Consider the following 22,001-nt stretch of genomic DNA (forward strand, 5'->3'; position numbering starts at 1 on the left):
GCAAAAATCATAAACCTGCATTCATAGCCGTTTTCACGTAAAATACCCCTAATTCAAATTAAGGAATTGTTCAATGCCACCATTTGTCTTGGTTGATGGGTCCTATTTTTTATTTCGTGCATATCATGCATTACCACCATTGACGACCTCTACAGGGTTACATACCAATGCAATACGTGGGGCAATTTCTGCCATTCAAAAATTAATGCGCCGTATGCAGCCGACACATATGGCTGTCATTTTTGATACGCCTGAGCCAACTTTCCGCCACAAGCTTTCACCTATTTATAAAGGTGATCGCCCGACCATGCCGGAAGAGTTATCTCAACAGATTCCATATTTACATGCATTGATTAAAGCTCAAGGAATTCCTTTATATAGTCTTCCGGGTGCAGAAGCAGATGATATTATCGGTACGCTCGCTAAACGTGCCGTACTCGAAGGCCATCATGTACTTATCTCAACCGGAGATAAAGACATGGCTCAGCTCGTCAATGATCATGTAAAACTTGAAGATAGCTTTAAAGATCGCGTCATGGATACCGACGGGGTATTTGAAAAATTTGGTGTTTGGCCAAATCAAATTATCGATTACTTAACCCTTATGGGCGATGCGTCTGATGGCATCATGGGTGTACCTGGCGTAGGTGCAAAAACAGCAGCTAAGTTACTAACTGAATATGGCACTTTAGACAATATTATTGCCAATGCAGACCAACTTAAAGGCAAACTTAGCCAAAATATTAAAGATAACTTAGACAATATTAAGCTTGACCACCAGTTAGCTAGCATTGTTTGTGATCTTCCTTTAGAACTCGATTGGCATGAGTTAAAGCTTACTGATCCAAATGTAGAGGCTCTACGTAATCTTTATACTGAGCTTGAGTTTAGAAACCAATTACAGTCGCTTGATCATCCAAACAATCCAAATAGCTCAAGCTATAAACAACAAGCTTCACAAACTGTTGTTCAAAATGAAGTTAAACCTGCTGAATCTATAGAAACCGAAGATCAAGCAAGCTTAACTAGTCAAGATGACCAGCTTGGAACTGCAAATTATCACACTGTTTTAACCCAAGAAGCATGGGATCAGCTCTGGCAACGCATGCAAAATGCCGATCATTTTGCTATTGATACAGAAACTACAAGTCTTGACTACCGTATTGCAGAGATGGTTGGTTTTTCAATCGCATTTGATGCGAAAGATGCCTACTATGTTCCATTAGCGCATAATTATGAAAATGCGCCGCAGCAACTAGATCGTGATCAAATTCTGGCTCAAATTAAACCTGTGCTAGAAAATGAAGCAGTTAAAAAAATTGGTCATCACCTTAAATATGATGCCCATATCTTTGCCAATCATGGCATAGAACTTAAAGGCTGGTATTTCGATAGCATGCTTGCATCTTATGTATTGAATGCAGCAGCCACTCGTCACGGCATGGATGACGTAGCTCGTGTCTACTTAAGCCACTTAACCACCACCTTTGAACAAATTGCTGGTAAGGGCGCCAAACAAAAGACTTTCAATCAAATTGAGATTGAAGTTGCTGCTCACTATGCTGCAGAAGATGCTCATGTGACTTATCGTTTATATGAAGTCCTTTCAAACAAACTTAAGCCATTTCCTGAGCTAGAAAATATTTTATATAACATCGAAATGCCAGTTGCCCGTATTTTATCGGGTATGGAAGAAGATGGAATTCGTCTAGATCATGCCTTCTTAGATAAATTAAGCGTTGAATTTGCAAAAACAATGGAAGGGCTTGAAAATCAGGCGATGGAAATTGCAGATGAAACTTTTAATATTGCATCTCCTAAACAAGTAGGCGAAATACTATTTGATAAATTAGGAATCAAAGGCGGTAAAAAAACTGCAACTGGACAATACAGCACCAGTGAAACTGTTTTAGAAAAAATTGAACATCCTTTAGCGGAAATTATTCTAGAGCATCGTGGTTTAGCAAAGCTAAAAAGTACCTATACTGATCGTCTAGTTGAGCAATCTCATAACGACACGCATCGTGTACATACAAGTTATCACCAAGCACTTACAGCAACAGGTCGCCTCTCCTCTTCAGATCCTAACTTACAAAATATTCCAATTCGTAGACAAATTGGGCGCCAAATTCGTAAAGCATTCATTGCGCCAGAAGGTCGAGTATTATTGGCTGCCGATTACTCGCAAATTGAATTACGTTTAATGGCTCATTTCTCTCAAGATGAAGCATTAGTACACGCATTCCAGCATGGACAAGACGTTCACCGTCGTACTGCTGCCGAAGTATTGGGTATTGCCATTGAAGATGTGACCAATGACCAACGCCGTCAAGCGAAAGCAGTTAACTTTGGTCTACTGTATGGTATGTCTGAGTTTGGTTTAATTCGTCAATTAGGATTTACACGTCAAGAATCGCAAAACTATATCAAACAATATTTCCAACGCTATCCTGGCATCTATGAATATATGCAACGTACCCGCCAAGTAGCATCAGAACAAGGCTTTGTTGAAACTATTTTAGGTCGTCGTCTTTATACGCCTGATATTGATGCACGAAATGTAATGGTACGTAAGGCTGCCGAACGTGCTGCAATTAATGCACCGTTACAAGGTAGTGCCGCTGATATCATTAAACTTGCAATGATTGAAGTCGATAGAATCTTACCAAAAGATCAAGCCAAGTTACTTCTTCAAGTACACGATGAATTAGTGTTTGAAGCAGATCAAAACATTGCCGAGGAGCTCTCTAAGCAAATCGCGACTGTCATGGAATCTGTAGTAAAAATTTCTGTGCCTTTAGTTGTTGAAGTTGGGCAAGGGCAAAACTGGGATGATGCCCATTAATTAGTAGAAATAAAAAAGGGCTGTATTAACAGCCCTTTTTTTGCGTTAACTTAAAGTCCCGTTAAAAGAACTTTTGCAACTTCATTCATTAAGATCTCGGCAATATAAAGCGCCAAAAACGCCAAAATTGGAGATAAGTCAATCATTCCCATATTAGGCAATAAACGACGGAATGGCGCGAGTAATGGTTCAGCTAAATCTTGAATCACTTCAATATAAGGTGAACGCGATTGAGTGAACATAACCACCCAACTCAAAATAATTGTCGCGAAAATTAAATAACGGCAGAAACGAATTAGGTCCTGAATCATCGTCACAAATGTCAGAATCACTAAGTGAACCGGACTATTTGGCATAGAGCCAGAAAGATACATCACGCCAAAAATTTTCAGCAAATATAAAATAATTAAAAGAACCAACGCAGCCAAATTAAATCGGCCTTTTGCGACCGTCGGAAAAATTCGGCCAAAAATATCAACAATTTTAGTCGCCTTTACGGTCGATAAAACCACAGGATTATAAGGACTTACTGCCGCCAATTGCATTAAAAAACGGAAAAAGACCAATAAAATCGCGACATTAATTAAAATTCCAAAAATTAGCGCAGAATTTGCACCCATAGTTGTCTTATCCTATTTAAGCTATTTCGCACTGTCACTCAATTCTTGAGCCAATTCTTGACTACGCTTCTGTGCAGCAGCCAATGCAGATTGAATATTTTGGGAGATTTGTGCACGGTCAAAAACTTCAAGTGCAGCTTGAGTTGTGCCATTTGGCGATGTCACATTCTTACGAAGTTCAGAAGGAGTATTTGAACTGGTAATTGCCATTTGAGCTGCACCTAATGCCGTTTGAAGAGTCAACGCAGTTGCAACTTTTTCATCAAGTCCTAAATTTTTACCCGCACGGATCATACTTTCCATGAGATAGAAGAAATATGCAGGACCTGAGCCAGAAACCGCTGTTACCGCATCAATTTGAGCTTCGGAGTTTACCCAAATTGTTAAGCCTGTGGCTGCTAAAATCTGACTTGTTAATTCACGATCCGAAGTACCTACTACATCATTTGCATAGATACCATGTGCACCCGTCTGAACTAGAGCTGGCGTATTTGGCATAACTCGAACAATTCGATTGCTATCAATTAAGTTCGATATCGTTTGGATTTCAGCACCAGCAATAATTGAAATAACCAATTTATCTGATAACAGTCCTTTTAAAGGACGTAAAACAGTCGCCAAAACTTGTGGTTTTACTGCCAGTACAACGACATCAGCATTTTTAATTGCAGCTACATTATCTTGTGTCACATGGACTTCTTTTTCTTGCAATAATTGACGTATTTGCTCAACAGGATCTGAAACGGTAATACGTGTTGGCGGTAAACCTCTTGAAATGAGCCCACCAATCAAAGCTTGGGCCATATTACCACCACCAATAAAACAGATATTACTATTTACTGCACTTGTCATAACCATCTTCGCCATTTACCAGATTACAAGAATAAGAAATTAAATCTGGTTGCCATCCTCCTTGCTCACAATACGGAGACTGAGCCAACCAAAATCCTTTCGGTGTAAAAACCCCAAGCATAACATTATCTATGACTAATATTTGAATTGTATGACGAAGCCAAGGCAAAATATGTGCTTCTTGAATTGCTTTTTTTAATGGCCATTGCCCAACACGACCATATAAATGGACCTTTTCACCACCTTGGCGTCGAATTATTTTTAATTTTTTATTTAATAAAGATGCAGCCAAACCCATATTTTTTTGAGTAATTTGAAAATTTCCTGAAGCGCAATCCACTATTTCCCCTAGTTGAAAATAATGCTCCATCTCGGTTTCAACTGGATTTAATTTTTCAGCAAGAAAAACTTGTCGACTCAACCGATAAAGATGGTGTTGATAACGGAGATAGTAAAACTGGTTCCAGTGTAATGCTGCTTGTGCATCAGACTTGGAATCAATTACTTCATTTTTTAACCGTTCAACCATTTCAAATGCAGGTCGATATTGCCCATCACCTTTCATCCAAACCGAAAGCAATTGACGCTGTCGAGCAGAAGATAGTTTTAATAGCTGTGTTAAATCCAAACATTCATCCGTACCACAATTTTGCAAATCAACTTTTAAAACTTCTTCTAAAATTTCAGAAGCATCTTGCATCAAGTAACTAGTACGACTAAGTGCTTGCTGCATTTTGGGAAATCGTTTTTGTAAAAATGGCCAAAGTTCTTCACGCGACCATGCCCGATCATAATGAATATCATAATTTGTAGGGTCAACTACATACTCAATCTCAAGTTGAGTAGTCCACTCGGCAATCTGCTCACGGGTTAAATCCAAAAAAGGACGCCAAATTGTCATATCTACACGATGATCAATACACTGCATAGCAGCAAGCCCATCAACACCTGCACCCGACAATAAACGCAATACTACCGTTTCAGCCTGATCTTGCTGATGATGAGCGAGCACTAAAATTTCATTGGCTTGTAAATGTTGTAGATAAGCTTGGTAACGCGCCTGACGTGCTTGAGCTTCCAAATTACCGTCAGTAACTTGAACTTTTTTAATGATATAAGGAATATTTAAACGAGTCGCTTGTTTAGCAACGAGTTTTCCCCATCCCGCACTTTTTGATTGCAGTTGATGATCTATGTAAATTACTCGGATCTTTTGAGGGAAAATTTGAGACATTAAATGTAGTAGCAGCATTGAATCCATGCCGCCACTACATCCAATAAGAAAAGTACTATTTTCTGAAAACTCTTGAGCCTGTTTTAAGACGCTATGCCTAAATTTTCGCTGCCAAACTTCATTAAACGTTGATAACGTGCTTCGCATCGTTCATTTGCATCCATTGGTAGCAACTCATCCAAAGCTTGCTTCAAAACTACTTTTAGGTTTTGCATGACTTGCTCAGGGTCTAAATGAGCCCCTTCGCCTTCATCTACTACATATTCAACAATACCTAGAGATTGTAATTTATCTGCTGTCAAACCTAAAGCTTCACTTGCTTGAGCCGCTTTTTCAGCAGTTTTCCACAAAATAGATGCACAGCCTTCTGGTGAAATCACAGAATAAATACTATGTGACAACATAATTACTCGGTCAGCAACACCAATACCTAAAGCACCACCAGAACCGCCTTCACCGAGTACTGTTGCAACAACAGGAACTTTCAAACTTGAAAGTTGAGCAAGACTAGTTGCAATTGCTTCAGCTTGTCCACGCTCTTCAGCACCAACACCTGGATAAGCACCCATAGTATCAATAAATGTGAAGACCGGAAGGTTAAAGCGCTCAGCCATATCTAATAGGCGTTGAGATTTACGGTAACCTTCTGGGTTAGCCATACCGAAGTTGTGCTTTAATTTTTCACGGGTACTACGACCACGGTGTTGGCCAATAACCATTACAGGCTGACCATCAAAACGAGCAAGACCACCTACCATCGCACCATCGTCACCAAACAAACGATCACCATGCAAGGCATCAAACTCTGTAAAGATTTCACCGACATAATCTAGAAACTGCGGACGATCAGGATGACGTGCAATTTGAACCGTTGTCCATGCTTTGGACTGAGTAGCTTTTTTCATAGGTCGAATATTATCCCTTTAATCGATAAATTTTTCCGACTGAATATTCAATTCAATGTCCCAATGCTTAAACTGCTCTTGCTCATCATGCAAGTCGGCAACTAACAATGGCCATTGTTTGGCATCACCAGAAACACTAAGTTGCCATTGTTGATCATTTATGATGGTCAGTTCAATGGCAGGAAGCATCTGATCACTTCGACTATGGTTGAGTAAAACTGCTAGGCGAAGTAATAAACATAGATAAAGTAATTTATTACCACCAGCCTTCAAAATTTCATTTTTTACATCATTTCGCAATTTACGACGGTGGTGAGCAACCAAATGTGAAAGGTGATTTTGATCAATTTGTGAGAAACCCGGAATATCAGAATGCTGCAATAAATAAGCACCATGACGGTGATAACCACCATGACTAATTGCTAAACCAATTTCATGCAAATAGGCAGCTCGACGCAGTAAGTCACTGTCTTCACTCGTTAAATTAAGGGACTCTGCAACACCATCAAATAATTGTTGTGCTGTATTTACAACTCGTTCTGCCTGTTTCGGATCTGCGTTATAACGCCCCATTAAAGCCTGTACACTGCGATCACGGATATCTTCATGTTTAAAACGACCTAACAGGTCATACATGACTCCTTCACGTAATGCACCATCAGAATATGCCAAACGATCAATTTCTAAAACTTCGAAAACTGCGTACAAAATTGCCAATCCGGCTGGCAAAACTGCTCGTCGGTCTTCTCTTAACCCTTCAAAATCAATTTCAGAAATATTTTTAAACTTAAGTAATTTATCTTTGAGTTTATATAAGCCTTCTCGAGTAACGTTTTCTTGTTCATCACTCAAGCCCATATTCACCATAATTTGGCGGCAAGCTTTAATCGTTCCACTAGAACCAACGACAGTATCCCAACCTTCCATTTTATACGTTGTTGCAATAGCTGAAAGTTCTTTACGGGCAGCAACAACTGCTTTATCAAAGGCTTTTTGTGTGATTTCGCCATCGGCAAAGTAGGCTTTTGTATAAGCCACGCATCCCATTTGCAATGACTCAGTGTAAATAGGTTCAAACTCTTCACCAATAATGAACTCAGTAGAACCACCACCAATATCTACAACTAAACGTCGACCACCATTTGCCATGGTATGTGATACACCAAGATAAATCAGACGCGCTTCTTCTCGCCCAGCAATAATTTCAATAGGTTTAGGCAAAATCTCTGCTGCTTTTTGGATAAATTCATGACCATTTTTTGCCTGGCGCAAAGCATTGGTCGCCACAATTCGTAAGCGATTCGGTTGAACAGAACTTAATCTTCCTACAAAACGAGCCAAGCAGGCTAAGCCTCGTTGCTGAGCGGCTTCTGTTAGGTTTTTATTCTCATCTAAACCAGCTGCAAGCTGTACTTTTTCTGACATCGAAGCAACTTTTTTAACTTCACCATGATCTACCCGTGCAATTGCAAGGTGAAAACTGTTCGACCCCATATCTATGGCGGCAAGTAATTCTTCATCAATCAGAAAGTCAGACATTATTGAACTAAACCCATAACAATTCACGCCTAGAGTAATTCACAAGAATGCAATTGAAAAGCCATTTTCATCAACAATTAGCTGTGATTTAAATTTTTCTATTTATGAGTTGATTGTACAAGTCGATGATGAATATCGTGAGCATCCATTAGACAAATTTAGTTAAGCCTTGAATAATAGCACCAAACCCTTACATTGAACTAAGTAGCTATGTAATACTGATAGAGATAATTTCTCCTGTAATAGCACTTTTTTCTAAAAATTGGAGCCGTACCATGTCTGCGACTATTGTAAATACAACTGATGATAACTTCCAAGCAGATGTTTTAGATGCTGAAACCCCTGTACTTGTTGACTTCTGGGCAGGATGGTGTGCACCTTGTAAAGCAATCGCACCTGTGCTTGAAGACCTATCAAGTGAATATGCTGGTAAAGTAAAAATTGTTAAAGTTGATGTGACTTCTTGCGAAGATACAGCAGTGAAATACAACATCCGTAACATTCCTGCTTTACTACTTTTCAAAAATGGTGAAGTTGTAGCTCAACAAATTGGTGCTGTACCTCGCTCTAAACTTGTTAGCTTTATTGATGAAAACGTTTAAGTCAAAATGCTAAAAAAGAAAATACGCTATACTTTTTATAGCGTATTTTTTTCGCCTATAAATTGACAAATTTGCTAGGCTGGCTTATATTGCATGCTCAAGAGGCACTGAAGGGAATCATCTTCGTCCGGCTTCTTACAAGACACAAACATAAAGATCGCCACTCGGCAACAGAAATTGTTTTTTCACATTTCTCTTCGAAACAATTAATCAGACTTCTGAATTGTTATTGTGTAAATACAATTGCGATAATCTTTTTTGTATGCGAGCGATTTTTCTCCTTTTTAAACCACACTCTACTCTTTCCTAATTCTGACCCTTATGAATTTAACTGAACTCAAGAAAAAACCAATCGGCGAACTAATTAAAATTGCTGAATTTATGGGCCTGGAAGGTATGGCTCGTAACAGAAAGCAAGATATTATTTTTGCCATTTTGAAACGCCATGCGATGAATGGCGAAGAAATTTTTGGTGATGGCGTTCTCGAAATTCTCTCTGATGGTTTTGGTTTTTTGCGTTCTGCCGCAGGTTCGTATTTAGCAGGTCCGGATGATATTTATGTGAGTCCTTCACAGATCCGACGCTTTAACTTGCGTACAGGTGATACCATCACAGGTACTATTCGCCCTCCAAAAGAAGGTGAGCGTTATTTTGCATTGCTCAAAGTTAACCAGATTAACTACGACACGCCAGAAAATTCTCGTAATAAAATTTTATTTGAAAACTTAACTCCCCTTTTCCCGACCGAACAATTGGTTATGGAATTAGGTAATGGTACGACAGAAGACTTAACTGCTCGTGTCGTTGATTTAGTTGCGCCAATTGGTAAAGGCCAACGTTCTATTATTGTTGCACCGCCGAAAGCGGGTAAAACAATGTTACTTCAAAATATTGCTCAATCGATTGTTAGAAACAATCCAGAAGTATTTTTGATTGTTCTATTAATTGACGAACGTCCAGAAGAAGTAACTGAAATGGAGCGTACTGTTCGCGGTGAAGTTATTGCCTCAACATTTGATGAAGCACCAGCTCGCCATGTACAAGTTGCAGAAATGGTCATTGAAAAAGCAAAACGTCTTGTTGAACATAAAAAAGATGTTGTGATTCTTCTTGACTCTATTACTCGTCTTGCACGTGCTTATAACACAGTAATCCCATCATCAGGCAAAGTGTTAACTGGTGGTGTAGACGCTCATGCATTAGAGCGCCCTAAACGTTTCTTCGGTGCTGCACGTAATATTGAAGAAGGTGGTTCACTTACGATCATCTCTACTGCTTTGATTGAAACAGGTAGTAAAATGGATGATGTAATTTATGAAGAGTTCAAAGGTACAGGTAACCAAGAGATTACGCTTGATCGCCGTATTGCTGAAAAACGTGTCTTCCCTGCTATGAATATCAAAAAATCTGGCACACGTCGTGAAGAGCGTTTAATGGATGAAGATAAATTACGTAAAGTATGGATCCTCCGTAAGCTACTTCACCCTATGGATGAGTTGGCAGCAATGGAATTCTTACTTGACCGCATGAAAGAAACCAAAACAAATGATGATTTCTTTGATCAAATGAAACGTAAAGCTTCAACTTAAGTAATTAAGCCTTCAAAAAAGCCACTCTCTTGAGTGGCTTTTTATTTGGTTGACAAGCTTTACACAAAAATACATTTTGCTTATTTTTATGTAAAATTATTTATAAGCTTTTGATAATAAATATTTTTGCATAAAAAAGCTTAATTTTTTTAGTAGCTTACCTCTACCTTTTCCAATATACACGAGCTGATTAATTGTTTTTTTCTGTTAAAAAACAGTCTGTTTTTCTCTTTTTCATACGTTTTTTTGATAGACGACAGTAGTATTTCAGCATTTGCAGTGATAGCATAGCGGCAGACCAGTTAGACTGCTCCATGCGTTGTTACCTAGCTACGTTTTAGGAATAATAAAAGCAAAACAGTCCAACTTAGGTTTTTTTAATCTCAAATCTTTTTTGTGAGAGTGATGCCATGTTATTCAAAAAATTCGCTGTTGCTGCTGCCGTTGCTGCTACTTTAGCTTTCGTTGGTTGTTCTAAGAAAGAAGAAGCTCCTGCTGCTGCTTCTGAAGCTGTAGCTGCTGCTTCTGAAGCTACTGCTGCTGCTTCTGAAGCTGCTGTAGCTGTTGACGCTGCTGCTTCTGAAGCTGCTACTGCTACTTCTGAAGCTGCTGTAGCTGTTGACGCTGCTGCTTCTGAAGCTGCTGCTTCTGCTGCACAATAATCTATATATTAGGTTAGATAAAAAAAGAGGACATTTTGTCCTCTTTTTTATGCCTAAATTTTATGTATGAATGACTAAACATACTTTTCTAATAATAAGCAAAATTTATTCTAGGTTTATTTAAAATTATAAATATAAAAAAAAGCAGATCAATCGATCTGCTCATTTCCAACGCGTTGTCTAAACTTCTGACCCGCTCTAAAGGTCACTACCCTACGTGCTGAAATTGGAATTTCTTCACCTGTCTTAGGGTTACGTCCTGGACGTTCGCGTTTATCTCTTAACTCGAAATTACCAAAACCAGAAAGCTTAACCTGCTCCCCTGCAATAAGTGCTTGGCTAATCTCGTCAAAGAACAACTCGACCATTTGTTTTGCTTCACGGCGATTTAAGCTGGTTAACTCACTTAAATGATCAGCCATGTCTGCTTTAGTTAATGCTGTCATGAGGCCCTCAATGTCGCTTGATAAGTGTTTTCCAACACTTGGATTATATTGTCCATACCAGATTTAATTTCAGCATCTTCAAGCGTACGTGAAGGATGTTGCCATAATAATGCAAACGCCAATGAGCGCTTACCTTCTTCGACACCCTGCCCCGTATACACATCGAATAACCATGTAGAGTCTAAAAGCTCTCCACCAGTTTTTTCGATTAACTGCTGAATATCTCTAACATTTATATTATCAGAGATTAAAAGCGCAATATCACGTCTAATCGAAGGAAAACGTGATAATTCTGTAAAATTAGATACATAAGATTGCAAAACGGCTGCTTGATCAAGTTCAGCAACCCAAGTTGTGCTTAAATCTAGCTCATTTTCTAAAGATGGGTGTAGACGGCCTAAGTAACCAATTGATTGGCCATCAACTAAAATTTCAGCAGACTGCCCTGGATGCAACCATGCACGCTCTGAACGCACATATTCAACTTTGACACGTCCAGCAGCTAAAATCTCTTCTATCTCTCCTTTGAAGTCAAAGAAATCCATTGGTTGAGGCTTCACATGCCAAGATTCTGGTTGTTGCGAGCCAACTGCCACTAAAGCTAAAGTTGGAATCTGTTTTAGATCCTCAATAGTCTTAGCATCTTGATAATCAAAACGAAGTCCTAATTCAAAGAAACGAACACGACTTTGTTGACGGTTGAGATTATATTGTACGCAAGGGATTAAACTTGAAAGTAGAGTACTACGCATTGCAGCCAAATCACTTGAAATTGGATTTGCTAGCATTAACGGATTTACTTGTGGGTTCAATTGCTTTTCAAGTTTTGCATCAGCAAAGCTAAAACTAATTGCTTCTTGATAGCCTAAAGTCACGATAGTTTGGCGTAACTCTGCAATTTCAAATCGGTCTTGATATTTAGCTAATTGAACATCCATGCTTGGTAAGCTAATTTGGATATTGTCATAACCATCAATACGTGCCACTTCTTCAATTAAGTCTTGATAAATAGCCATGTCATAGCGATGTGATGGAGGTACTACATTCCACTCACCTTCAGCTTTAACAGTTACTTCACACCCTAGTCGAGTTAAAGCATCTGCAATGAAATCAGCCGTCAATTGATATCCCAACAATTGGTCTACCTGAGCTTGTTTCAGTTCAATTGCTTCACGTTTTGGTAAAATTTCAGTTTTTTCAGCTACAGTAATTGGACCAAACTCACCACCTGCCAACTCTTGAATAAGCTGTGAAGCGCGGTTCATTGCAATTAACGGCAACTCAAAATCCACACCACGTTCATAACGCTGCGAAGAATCAGTATGCAAGCCAAAACGACGAGCACGTCCAGCAATAGCAAGTGGCGCGAAGAATGCACTTTCTAGGAAAATGTCAGTTGTGTCATCAGTTACGCTTGATGCTAAACCACCCATAATTCCGGCAATTGCCAAAGCTTTCTGGTCATCAGCAATCACCATTATATCTTCTTGCAACTCAACTTCTTGATCATTAAGAAGTTGTAGTTTTTCTTGTGGCTGAGCTTGACGCACATGTACAGTTCCTTCAATTTTAGCTAAATCAAAAGCATGCATTGGCTGACCCAGTTCCATAAGGACATAGTTCGTCACATCAACCAAAATACTGTGCGTGCGAATTCCTGAACGAGCTAAAGCCTGCTCCATCCATTCAGGAGTAGCAGCTTTTACATTAACGTTTTTAATTACACGTCCTAAGTAGCGTGGAGCACCTTCAGTGCTGATCACTACTTTCTTCTCATCAGCAATTGTCGCATCAACTGTTTTAATATCAGGTTCATTTATTTGCAGTTGGTTAATTACTGCAATCTCACGAGCGATACCACGGATACTGAAACAGTCACCACGGTTTGGTGTAATACTGATATCGATGACGTTATCATCGAGTTTTAAGTATTCACGGATGTTTACCCCTACTGGAGCATCAGCAGGTAACTCAAGCAAACCATCGATTTTATCTTCAAGATCAATTTCAGAAGCACCACAAAGCATGCCTTGTGACTCAACTCCACGAAGTTTACCTTTTTTGATTTTGAAATCACCCGGTAATACAGCACCAATCGTTGCAACTGGAGCTTTCATGCCAGCACGAACATTCGGTGCCCCACAAACAATTTGTAAAGGCTCGCCCGAACCAATATTAACTGTCGTTACACGCAAACGATCTGCATCTGGATGCTGCTCAACTGTTAAAACTTCGCCGACCACGACGCCAGTAAATGGCTTGGCAACAGGTGCAAGTTCGTCAACTTCAAGACCAAGCATAGTTAACTGATCAGACAATGTCTCACTATCAATTGCTGGGTTAACCCATGTGCGCAGCCAATTTTCGCTAATCTTCATCTTTATAAACCTTTTTTAATCCTGAAAAACTGTTAGGCAAATTGGCGTAAGAAACGCACATCATTTTGATAGAACATACGCAAATCATTAATGCCATAACGCAACATTGCAAACCGCTCTACCCCTAAACCAAAAGCAAAGCCTTTGTATTTATCAGGATCAATACCCGCAGCACGCAATACATTTGGATGTACCATGCCACAGCCTAATACTTCTAACCAACGTCCACGCTCATCCATGATATCTACTTCTGCACTAGGCTCTGTAAATGGGAAATATGAAGGACGGAAACGTACTTTTAAATCTTTCTCAAAAAATTCATTCAGTAGGTTGATCAATAAACCTTTTAATTCAGCAAAGCTGGTGTTCTCAGCAACGTATAAGCCTTCGATCTGATGGAACATTGGCGAATGCGTTTGATCCGAATCACAACGGTAAACACGGCCAGGGCACACGATACGAATTGGCGGCTCACTCGTCTCCATTGTACGGATCTGTACCCCAGAGGTATGCGTACGTAGTAAGTGAGTGGCATCAAAGTAAAAAGTATCGTGCATAGCACGTGCTGGATGGTGACCAGGAATATTTAATGCTTCGAAATTGTGATAGTCATCTTCAACTTCTGGACCGGTTGCAACTGTAAAACCAGCTTTAGTGAAGAACTGACAAATTCGTTCTTGTACTTGAGTAACAGGATGAACTGTACCAATACGTTGACCACGGCCCGGCAATGTAATATCAATCGTTTCACTTGCTAGCTTTTGTGCAAGTGCTGCCTGTTGTAGTGCCGCTTGACGCTCTGTTAATGCAGTATTAATTGTTTCTCGAACAGCATGAATCGCAGCACCTTGTACTTTACGTTCTTCAGGGTCCATTTTCCCTAATGCTTTCGATTGTTCTGCAAGCTGGCTTTTTTTCCCTGTAAATTGCACACGCACCTGATCAAGTGCAACAAGGTCTTGAGCTGCTGCAATGGCAGCAAGCGCTTCTGTGGTCAGGGCTTCCAGTGACATATTAACTCTCAAAGCAACAAATTTAAAAAATATAATAAAACACTGCATTCTAACAGTTTTTCATCGAATTGATGAAGTTTATCCATCATGAAAAATGTATTAGGCAACAAAAAGATAAAACGTATAAGATAGTAGCATCGTCAATGAGATCAACTATTATGGCGCTTAATCAGATTTGGAAACAACAACTTACGCTTGTGACATATGGTAATGAATACCTCCGTCAGAATTTAAGCTTTAACCAATGGCGACAACATCATATTTTCGACCATCATAGTTTTCAGTTTCGTGACTTAACTTCACAGCATTTATTGGCTCAACATTTCCAAGTTTGGCTAGAAGCATTAAAAAAACAAGGCACCCTCAAGCTTAGCTTACATTTATCAAGCCTTCTCAATGAAGAGCAAAATCCAAACAGTAACGTCGAACTCTTACCTTATACTCATTTTATCGTGAGTCATCAAAATGATAAGAAATTTGCTTGGATTTTTGGCCATGAGCTTGCCGAATGGTATAACAATGATAATGAGTTTGAAGCCCCTGCTTCACAAACCTGTGAGCTTCGTTTAGAAACTTTCTGGCGTTTTGAACTCAATGAAAAATTATCAAAAAAAATTGAAGCTGATTTAAAAAATCCGCCATGGCAAGAAATAGCTGATTTTATGGATAGTGAATTATTTCATAGTAAATATGCAGCAGGCTTTGAGGAGCCAGAACTTCAAAATGCTCTTTTTGATGGTACAAATATTAAAGGCTTAGAACCAAAACTTGCATTAATTCCAGAGAATTATCCCGCAGATTATGCCCATCAACTTTTATCTCGTACTCAAGCATTAGCTAACTACTTAGAACAAAAGAAACGTATTGCAAATGATCCTTTGGGAGAAGAACTAGATCAAGAGCAACTCATCAATTTAAGAAACTTTACACAAAAAACTGATGATTTGTTTGCCAAGCTTATTGTGAAAGTTGCCAACCATTATCAGACAGCTCAGATGGTGCCTGTAGTTAAAGCATCTCCATTTGAGCAATCAAATGAAAATCCACAACATTTGAAATCTCACCACCATAAAAGCACTGGTTCAGGCGTTATTAAGCTGATTATTCTAACCATTATTATTTGTGCTCTGGCTTATTATTTTGGGCTTTAGATAAATAATAAAAAAGACCGCTAAAAAGCGGTCTTTCTTTGAATCTCTAAGCTTATGCAGCTAATGCGCCTTTAGCTTTTTCAGCTAAAGCAGCAAATGCTACTGCATCATGCATAGCGATGTCAGCTAATACGCGACGATCGATGATCACTTGAGCTTTTTTCAAGCCATCGATCATACGGCTGTAAGACAAACCGTTTTGACGAGCACCAGCATTGATACGCGCAATCCATAGAGCACGGAATTGACGTTTCTTTTGACGGCGGTCACGGTAAGCGTATTGACCAGCTTTGATTACCGCTTGGAACGCTACGCGGTAAACGCGTGAACGAGCACCGTAGTAACCTTTAGCGCGAGCAAGAATTTTTTTGTGACGACGATGAGCCACTACACCACGTTTTACACGAGCCATTTATAATCTCCTTAGATGTATGGGCACATACGACGAACTGAATTCATGTCAGAAACATGAACCATTACACAGCCGCGTAATTGACGGATACGTTTAGCAGATTTTTTGGTCAAGATGTGGCGCTTGAACGCTTGTTTACGCTTAAAACCGTTTGCAGTCGCTTTGAAGCGTTTAGCTGCACCACGGCGAGTTTTTAACTTAGCCATAGTAACCTCTTTTAGGCACCTGTTCGGCGCGATTGCACCATTGCAAAATCGACCTGCAGGTAAGGAAGCGCGTATTTTATAGCAACCTGAGCAAAATTAAAACTATTAGTTACTGTTTTTATGGTTACAAGAAAGACTTTTCCAAATTCAACCGTGCCAGCAATATCAATAATAAATAAAGCACCTATACTTTTTTCCATTTATAATACGATCAAATTATCAACATACGATATTCCTGATGCAGAAACATGATGCATTTGCTGTCTTACGCTACAGAGATTTCTCAATTGTTACGATTAATCAATTTTGCTTAACTTTAGCAATTCTGATTCAAGAAATTATTGTTGCCTACTCACTCTATCAAATCACTAAAGACCCTCTAACTCTAGGTTTAATTGGACTCGCGGAAGCCATTCCTTTTATTGCTCTTTCTCTTTGGGGTGGCTATTTTGCAGATAGATTTAATAAACAGATTATTATGAAAATCTGTTTGTTTTTCTCGGTTCCTCTTCCTTTAGTGCTGTGGTCGCTGTTCCATCTGCATGGTTTAGGTCATATCAGCGTAAATTTCCTTTCTTGGGGTATTTATGCGGTTATTTTTGGCTTAGGTACAATTCGTGGTTTTTACAATCCTTCTGCAACATCTTTAAAACCATTTTTGATACCTCGTGAACTGTATGCAAATGGTGCAACATGGACGACAATCGGTTGGCAAAGTGGTGTAATTATCGGGCCAATGCTTGGTGGTTTCATGCTTGCCTATTTAGGCCGAGAAACAAGTCTATTTAGTGTTGCTGTTTTACTTGGTATTTGTTTTATCTTAATTAACCTATTGCATAAGCGTACTTTTCCTAAAATTGAAACTGCTAATGTTTTAGAAAGTTTAGGAGATGGTTTCCGTTTTATCTGGAAAACTAAAATTGTTCTTTGGGCAATTTCTCTTGATTTAGCTTCTGTTTTATTTGGTGGGGTGATCGCATTATTACCAATTTTCGCAGAAGATATCTTAAAAGTCGGTCCAGAAGGACTGGGATATTTGCGTGCGGCACCATCTATTGGAGCGCTTGTCACTATGATTGCTCTAACTCGCTTTCCACCAACTCAACATGCATGGCGTAACATGCTACTTGCTGTTGCAGGATTTGGTGTTTTCACGATTCTTTTCGCGTTCTCAAATAACATGTGGTTATCACTATTTGCGTTGGCTATGACAGGCGCTTGTGACAGTATTTCAGTTGTGGTTAGACAAACCATTTTGCAAATTTTTCCACCAGAAAATATGCGTGGTCGCGTTGCTGCCGTAAACGGAATGTTCGTTTCATCAAGTAATGAGCTGGGTGCATTTGAGTCAGGTTTAGCAGCCAAATATTTAGGAACAATTGCAGCGACTATTTTTGGTGGTTGCATGACACTTGCTGTGGTTACCTTCTGTTGGCCAAAAACCAATGACTTATTTAAAGTCGATATTACTAAAAGCTCAGAAGACTAGTTAAACCATTTTAATAAAAGCATCTTCGGATGCTTTTATTTTAAATAAAATCTGTAATCATCCAATAAATAAAAATATAGCGTCCTGCTTTAGCAATCAAAACTATAATTAAAAAGCGCCAAAAATTTTCTTTGAACAAACCTGCAACTAAAGTAATTGGGTCACCAATCACAGGTGTCCAACTTAGCAGCAGCGAATAAAATCCATACTTATGATAAAAGCCTTGAGCTTGCTCTAAACGCTTTTCAGAAACAGGAAACCACTTTTTGTGTTTAAACTGCTCTATTTTTAAACCAAGCCACCAGTTCACACACGAGCCCAGTACATTTCCGAAAGTGGCGATAGAAATTAGAAAAGAAGCAGAATGTTCTTTTTTTAATAATAAGGTGGCGAGCACAGCTTCTGATTGTAACGGTAATAATGTAGCCGCCCCAAACGCGCTCAAAAAAAGTAAAAAGTAACTTAGCATATTAAATTAGACCAAATCACCTTTCACTTTATTCATTACGCTACCAATAAGAGTTAGATGACTTTAATTGATAGTGCTTTTTGTACCGCAGGACGTGCCGTCAAGCGGACAATGTATTCTTGCACATAAGGATAATCCTCTAGCTGAATACCTTGCCATTCATAGCGCAAAATCCAAGGTAAAATTGCCATATCAGCAATCGAGTATTCACCCGCAACAAACTTCTGGCCAATGAGCTGCTTATTCAGCACACCATATAAGCGCTTAGTCTCATTTACATAGCGGTCTATAGCGTATGGAATTTTTTCTGGTGCAAAGCGGTTAAAATGATGATTCTGCCCTAGCATAGGCCCTAGCCCACCCATTTGCCACATGAGCCATTGTTCAACTTCAACTCGCTCTTGCTCATCCGTTGGATAAAATAATCCAGTTTTTCGACCTAAATATTGCAAAATAGCGCCTGATTCAAATATTGAAATTGGCTCACCACGAGGTCCATCTTGGTCAACAATTGCCGGAATTTTATTATTTGGAGAAATTCTCAGAAAGTCTGGTTGAAATTGATCATTTTCTAAAATATTGATTGGGTAAAGAGTGTAGTCCAGTCCCATTTCTTCTAAGGCAATTGTGATTTTATGTCCATTGGGAGTTCCCCAATAATATAGATCAATCATTCTATTTTCCTATTCATCGTTATCATGACTGCGTCTTGCGTTATAGCATGTTTTAAGAGGGACAATGAGATTTCCAACACTAAAAAATACATAAAATTCAAGAATTGAATTTCTTTTAAAAGATATAGCAATTGTCTTAAATAAAACTGAACAGAGAAAATTAAATCATCTTTTTTTATTATGATAAGGATATAAAAAAGCACTGCTTTTGCAGTGCTTTTTTTGAGTATTACTTTTTCTTTTTAGGTCCAAGTAACATACCCATTTGACGGCCTTCCATTTTAGGTGCTTGTTCCACAACCCCAAACTCAGCAACATCAGCTTCAATCTTTTGTAATTGAGCTAAGCCAAGTTGTTGGTGAGCCATTTCACGACCACGGAAACGTAAAGTGATTTTCACTTTGTTTCCTTCTTCAAGGAATTTCAAAATAGCACGAAGCTTAACTTGATAATCACCAACATCAGTTGCAGGGCGCAGTTTGATTTCCTTCACTTGCACTTGATGCTGTTTTTTCTTCGCATCTTTTTGCTTCTGCTTAAGGTCAAACAAGTGCTTGTTGTAATCCATAATTTTACAAACAGGCGGCTCGGCGTTTGCAACGATCTCAACTAGGTCAAGATCTGCCTCTTCAGCAGCGCGCAGTGCTTCATTTAATGAAACAATTCCTTTTTGCTCACCGTCAGCACCAACGAGGCGTACTTCTTTTGCACGGATCTCGTCGTTAATTGCTGGACGGTTGCTTTTTGCACCTTGTTGTTGGTTACGGTCAGGCTGTTTAATCTTTCTTACTCCACAATATACCGGCCACGTTCGGCGACGGCAGACTTCACTAAGTCAATGAATGCATCTACTGACATAGTACCTAAATTTTTTCCTGAGCGGGTACGCACATTCACTGTACCTTCTTCAACTTCTCGATCACCAAGAACTAATAGGTAAGGAATACGCTCTAGAGTACGCTCACGAATCTTAAATCCGATTTTTTCATTTCTCAAGTCAGAAATAGCACGAAGGCCATTTTCTTTGAGTTTTGCTACGACTTTCTCACAAGCTTCAGCTTGAGAGTCCGTAATATTCATGACACATGCTTGTAACGGCGACAACCAAGGTGGCATGAAACCAGCGTAGTGTTCAATTAGTATACCAATAAAACGCTCAAAACTGCCAAGAATTGCACGATGCAACATCACAGGCTGATCACGATCATTGTCTTCAGTCACATAAGACGCATCTAAGCGTTCTGGCAAGTTGAAGTCACACTGAATAGTACCACACTGCCATACACGTCCGAGACAGTCTTTCAATGAGAATTCAATTTTCGGACCGTAGAACGCGCCTTCACCAGGTTGTAATTCCCATTCGAGACCCGCTGCATCTAAAGCATCTGCTAAAGATTTTTCAGCCATATCCCAAAGTGCATCATCACCCACACGTTTTTCTGGACGTGTAGAAAGTTTCATTTGCACTTCTTCAAAGCCAAAATCTTTATAAACTTCTAAAGTCAGCTTAATAAAGTCTGCAACTTCTTGACCGATCTGTTCTTTAGTACAGAAAATATGTGCGTCATCTTGTGTAAAGCCACGTACACGCATAATGCCGTGTAAAGAACCTGATGGTTCGTTACGATGACAAGAACCAAACTCTGCTAAACGAATCGGTAAATCACGGTAAGACTTCAAACCTTGGTTGAACACTTGCACGTGACATGGGCAGTTCATTGGCTTAACGGCATAGTTACGATTCTCAGAATGAGTTGTAAACATGTTGTCAGCATAGTTCGCCGCATGACCTGATTTTTCCCACAGTGTAAAATCTACGATTTGTGGTGTTTTAATCTCAAGGTAACCGTTGTCTTGCTGAACTTTACGCATGTATTGTTCAAGTACTTGGTAAATAGTCCAGCCATTTGGATGCCAGAACACCATACCCGGTGCTTCTTCTTGCATATGGAACAAGTCTAAAGCTTTACCAATTTTACGATGGTCACGCTTTTCAGCTTCTTCGATACGTTTGATGTATGCAGCGAGCTGTTTTTTGTCTGCCCAAGCTGTACCATAAATACGTTGAAGCTGTTCGTTCTTCGCATCACCACGCCAGTATGCACCAGAGATTTTAGTGAGCTTGAACGATTTTAAGAATTTGGTATTCGGTACGTGTGGACCACGACACATATCCAAATAATCTTGATGGTAGTACAAGCCCATTTGTGTTTCTTCAGGCATGTCTGCAATCAAGCGTAATTTATATTCTTCGCCACGCGCAGTAAATTCAGCAATAACTTCATCACGTGGTGTCATTTTTTTAACGACATCGTAATCTTGATCGATGAGCTTTTTCATACGCTCTTCGATAGCTGCCATATCATCTAATGTAAAAGGACGTGGCATCCAGATGTCGTAGTAAAAACCTTCTTCAATGACTGGACCAATCACCATCTTGGCTTCAGGGAAAAGCTGTTTAACAGCATGCCCTACAAGGTGTGCACAAGAATGGCGAATAATTTCAAGACCTTCCTCATCTTTTGGAGTGATAATTTGTAAGGTCGAATCTTCGGTAATTAAGTCACATGCATCAACTAAGCGATCATTTACACGGCCAGCAACAGTATTTTTTGCTAGACCAGGCCCAATACTTTGGGCAACTTCCATAACAGATACAGCGTGATCAAAACTCTTTTGATCGCCATTTGGCAATGTGATAATTGGCATAAAAAAATCCTTAAGGAGTGATGCCCTATACGAAGGAGCATTTCACCGCGAGATTATGATCGAGGCGAACCTCAAAATATAAAAACGGTGTAAATCAAAGTTAAAAAACCTGAAAGATTTTACACTTGTTCAAGCAATGTGAAAACCTTTGAGTCCATAAAATCATAAATACATTTTGCTTATCGCGTAAACAGCAATAAATGAC

Annotated in this window: 22 protein-coding genes; 6 read left to right on the forward strand and 16 right to left on the reverse strand. The window is 39.3% G+C overall.

The features are described from left to right. Positions 1-73 precede the first annotated feature (73 nt). Positions 74-2,845 carry a DNA polymerase I gene (gene polA / locus AC52J8_RS15195; RefSeq protein WP_086400244.1) on the forward strand — a complete coding sequence of 924 codons (2,772 nt, stop codon included), beginning with the start codon at positions 74-76 and terminating at the stop codon, positions 2,843-2,845. 50 nt (positions 2,846-2,895) lie between these two features. Here the strand turns inward: polA and AC52J8_RS15200 are convergent, their stop codons facing one another. Genes AC52J8_RS15200 through ppx form a run of 5 tightly spaced genes read right to left on the reverse strand, consistent with a single transcriptional unit; the run spans position 2,896 to position 7,995 of the window. Next, positions 2,896-3,465, reverse strand: a complete 570-nt coding sequence (locus AC52J8_RS15200; protein ID WP_000501183.1) for a YggT family protein — start codon at positions 3,463-3,465, stop codon at positions 2,896-2,898. 21 nt (positions 3,466-3,486) lie between these two features. Then, positions 3,487-4,323 (reverse strand): pyrroline-5-carboxylate reductase, encoded by an 837-nt coding sequence (gene proC, locus AC52J8_RS15205; protein WP_005804294.1) that lies wholly within the window; start codon positions 4,321-4,323, stop codon positions 3,487-3,489. Continuing rightward, a complete protein-coding gene (gene tilS, locus AC52J8_RS15210; protein ID WP_250621380.1) occupies positions 4,298-5,578 on the reverse strand; it encodes a tRNA lysidine(34) synthetase TilS in 1,281 nt (426 codons plus the stop codon). The genes proC and tilS overlap by 26 nt, the downstream gene beginning before the upstream one ends. 56 nt (positions 5,579-5,634) lie before the next feature. Continuing rightward, a complete protein-coding gene (locus AC52J8_RS15215) occupies positions 5,635-6,456 on the reverse strand; it encodes an acetyl-CoA carboxylase carboxyltransferase subunit alpha (protein WP_005066304.1) in 822 nt (273 codons plus the stop codon). Between the two features lie 18 nt (positions 6,457-6,474). Next, positions 6,475-7,995, reverse strand: a complete 1,521-nt coding sequence (ppx, locus tag AC52J8_RS15220) for an exopolyphosphatase (RefSeq protein ID WP_014208409.1) — start codon at positions 7,993-7,995, stop codon at positions 6,475-6,477. A 275-nt stretch (positions 7,996-8,270) separates the two neighbouring features. Between ppx and trxA the strand changes: the two genes are divergently transcribed. Further along, positions 8,271-8,597 (forward strand): thioredoxin, encoded by a 327-nt coding sequence (gene trxA / locus AC52J8_RS15225; RefSeq protein WP_002054512.1) that lies wholly within the window; start codon positions 8,271-8,273, stop codon positions 8,595-8,597. A 321-nt stretch (positions 8,598-8,918) separates the two neighbouring features. Next, complete coding sequence (rho, locus tag AC52J8_RS15230) at positions 8,919-10,187, forward strand: transcription termination factor Rho (RefSeq protein ID WP_002117304.1); 1,269 nt, start codon at positions 8,919-8,921, stop codon at positions 10,185-10,187. Between the two features lie 190 nt (positions 10,188-10,377). Here the strand turns inward: rho and AC52J8_RS15235 are convergent, their stop codons facing one another. Then, the gene (locus tag AC52J8_RS15235; RefSeq protein ID WP_002117184.1) at positions 10,378-10,503 is read right to left on the reverse strand and encodes a hypothetical protein; all 126 of its coding nucleotides are present in this window, start codon (positions 10,501-10,503) and stop codon (positions 10,378-10,380) included. 94 nt (positions 10,504-10,597) lie between these two features. Between AC52J8_RS15235 and AC52J8_RS15240 the strand changes: the two genes are divergently transcribed. Continuing rightward, a complete protein-coding gene (locus AC52J8_RS15240; protein WP_044099474.1) occupies positions 10,598-10,849 on the forward strand; it encodes a hypothetical protein in 252 nt (83 codons plus the stop codon). A gap of 149 nt (positions 10,850-10,998) precedes the next feature. Here AC52J8_RS15240 and AC52J8_RS15245 read toward each other — a convergent pair whose 3' ends face one another. From AC52J8_RS15245 to pheS, 3 genes are read right to left on the reverse strand one after another with little or no spacing between them, the layout of a single operon-like run. Further along, positions 10,999-11,295: an integration host factor subunit alpha gene (locus tag AC52J8_RS15245; protein ID WP_000126166.1), complete on the reverse strand. Its 297-nt coding sequence runs from the start codon at positions 11,293-11,295 to the stop codon at positions 10,999-11,001. Then, positions 11,292-13,673, reverse strand: coding sequence for a phenylalanine--tRNA ligase subunit beta (gene pheT / locus AC52J8_RS15250; RefSeq protein WP_086400246.1), 2,382 nt, complete (start codon positions 13,671-13,673; stop codon positions 11,292-11,294). The genes AC52J8_RS15245 and pheT overlap by 4 nt, the downstream gene beginning before the upstream one ends. Positions 13,674-13,705: 32 nt before the next feature. After that, positions 13,706-14,686: a phenylalanine--tRNA ligase subunit alpha gene (gene pheS / locus AC52J8_RS15255; protein WP_002117277.1), complete on the reverse strand. Its 981-nt coding sequence runs from the start codon at positions 14,684-14,686 to the stop codon at positions 13,706-13,708. A gap of 158 nt (positions 14,687-14,844) precedes the next feature. On the opposite strand from pheS, the gene AC52J8_RS15260 reads away from it, so the two are divergent. After that, on the forward strand, positions 14,845-15,837 hold the full coding sequence (locus AC52J8_RS15260) for a hypothetical protein (protein ID WP_086400247.1): 993 nt from the start codon (positions 14,845-14,847) through the stop codon (positions 15,835-15,837). A 52-nt stretch (positions 15,838-15,889) separates the two neighbouring features. On the opposite strand, the gene rplT is transcribed toward AC52J8_RS15260, so the two are convergent. From rplT to AC52J8_RS15275, 3 genes are read right to left on the reverse strand one after another with little or no spacing between them, the layout of a single operon-like run. Then, complete coding sequence (rplT, locus tag AC52J8_RS15265) at positions 15,890-16,249, reverse strand: 50S ribosomal protein L20 (RefSeq protein ID WP_000124858.1); 360 nt, start codon at positions 16,247-16,249, stop codon at positions 15,890-15,892. 11 nt (positions 16,250-16,260) lie between these two features. Continuing rightward, positions 16,261-16,455, reverse strand: a complete 195-nt coding sequence (gene rpmI, locus AC52J8_RS15270) for a 50S ribosomal protein L35 (RefSeq protein WP_002054552.1) — start codon at positions 16,453-16,455, stop codon at positions 16,261-16,263. Between the two features lie 11 nt (positions 16,456-16,466). Further along, positions 16,467-16,655: a hypothetical protein gene (locus tag AC52J8_RS15275; protein WP_068929622.1), complete on the reverse strand. Its 189-nt coding sequence runs from the start codon at positions 16,653-16,655 to the stop codon at positions 16,467-16,469. Between the two features lie 38 nt (positions 16,656-16,693). On the opposite strand from AC52J8_RS15275, the gene nreB reads away from it, so the two are divergent. Further along, entirely contained in the window at positions 16,694-17,944 is a 1,251-nt protein-coding gene (nreB, locus tag AC52J8_RS15280; RefSeq protein ID WP_208753451.1) for an MFS transporter, read from the forward strand. Positions 17,945-17,984: 40 nt separating this feature from the next. Here nreB and AC52J8_RS15285 read toward each other — a convergent pair whose 3' ends face one another. The 4 genes from AC52J8_RS15285 to thrS all read right to left on the reverse strand — a co-directional run bounded on the left by AC52J8_RS15285 (position 17,985) and on the right by thrS (position 21,796). Continuing rightward, a complete protein-coding gene (locus tag AC52J8_RS15285) occupies positions 17,985-18,413 on the reverse strand; it encodes a YqaA family protein (RefSeq protein ID WP_086400249.1) in 429 nt (142 codons plus the stop codon). A gap of 53 nt (positions 18,414-18,466) precedes the next feature. After that, positions 18,467-19,087 (reverse strand): glutathione S-transferase N-terminal domain-containing protein, encoded by a 621-nt coding sequence (locus AC52J8_RS15290; protein WP_002117212.1) that lies wholly within the window; start codon positions 19,085-19,087, stop codon positions 18,467-18,469. A 229-nt stretch (positions 19,088-19,316) separates the two neighbouring features. Continuing rightward, positions 19,317-19,868, reverse strand: a complete 552-nt coding sequence (gene infC, locus AC52J8_RS15295; protein WP_075383312.1) for a translation initiation factor IF-3 — start codon at positions 19,866-19,868, stop codon at positions 19,317-19,319. A gap of 5 nt (positions 19,869-19,873) precedes the next feature. Beyond that, positions 19,874-21,796 (reverse strand): threonine--tRNA ligase, encoded by a 1,923-nt coding sequence (gene thrS, locus AC52J8_RS15300; protein ID WP_002117224.1) that lies wholly within the window; start codon positions 21,794-21,796, stop codon positions 19,874-19,876. Positions 21,797-22,001 lie beyond the last annotated feature (205 nt).

This window comes from Acinetobacter sp. S-1 (genome assembly GCF_059579785.1).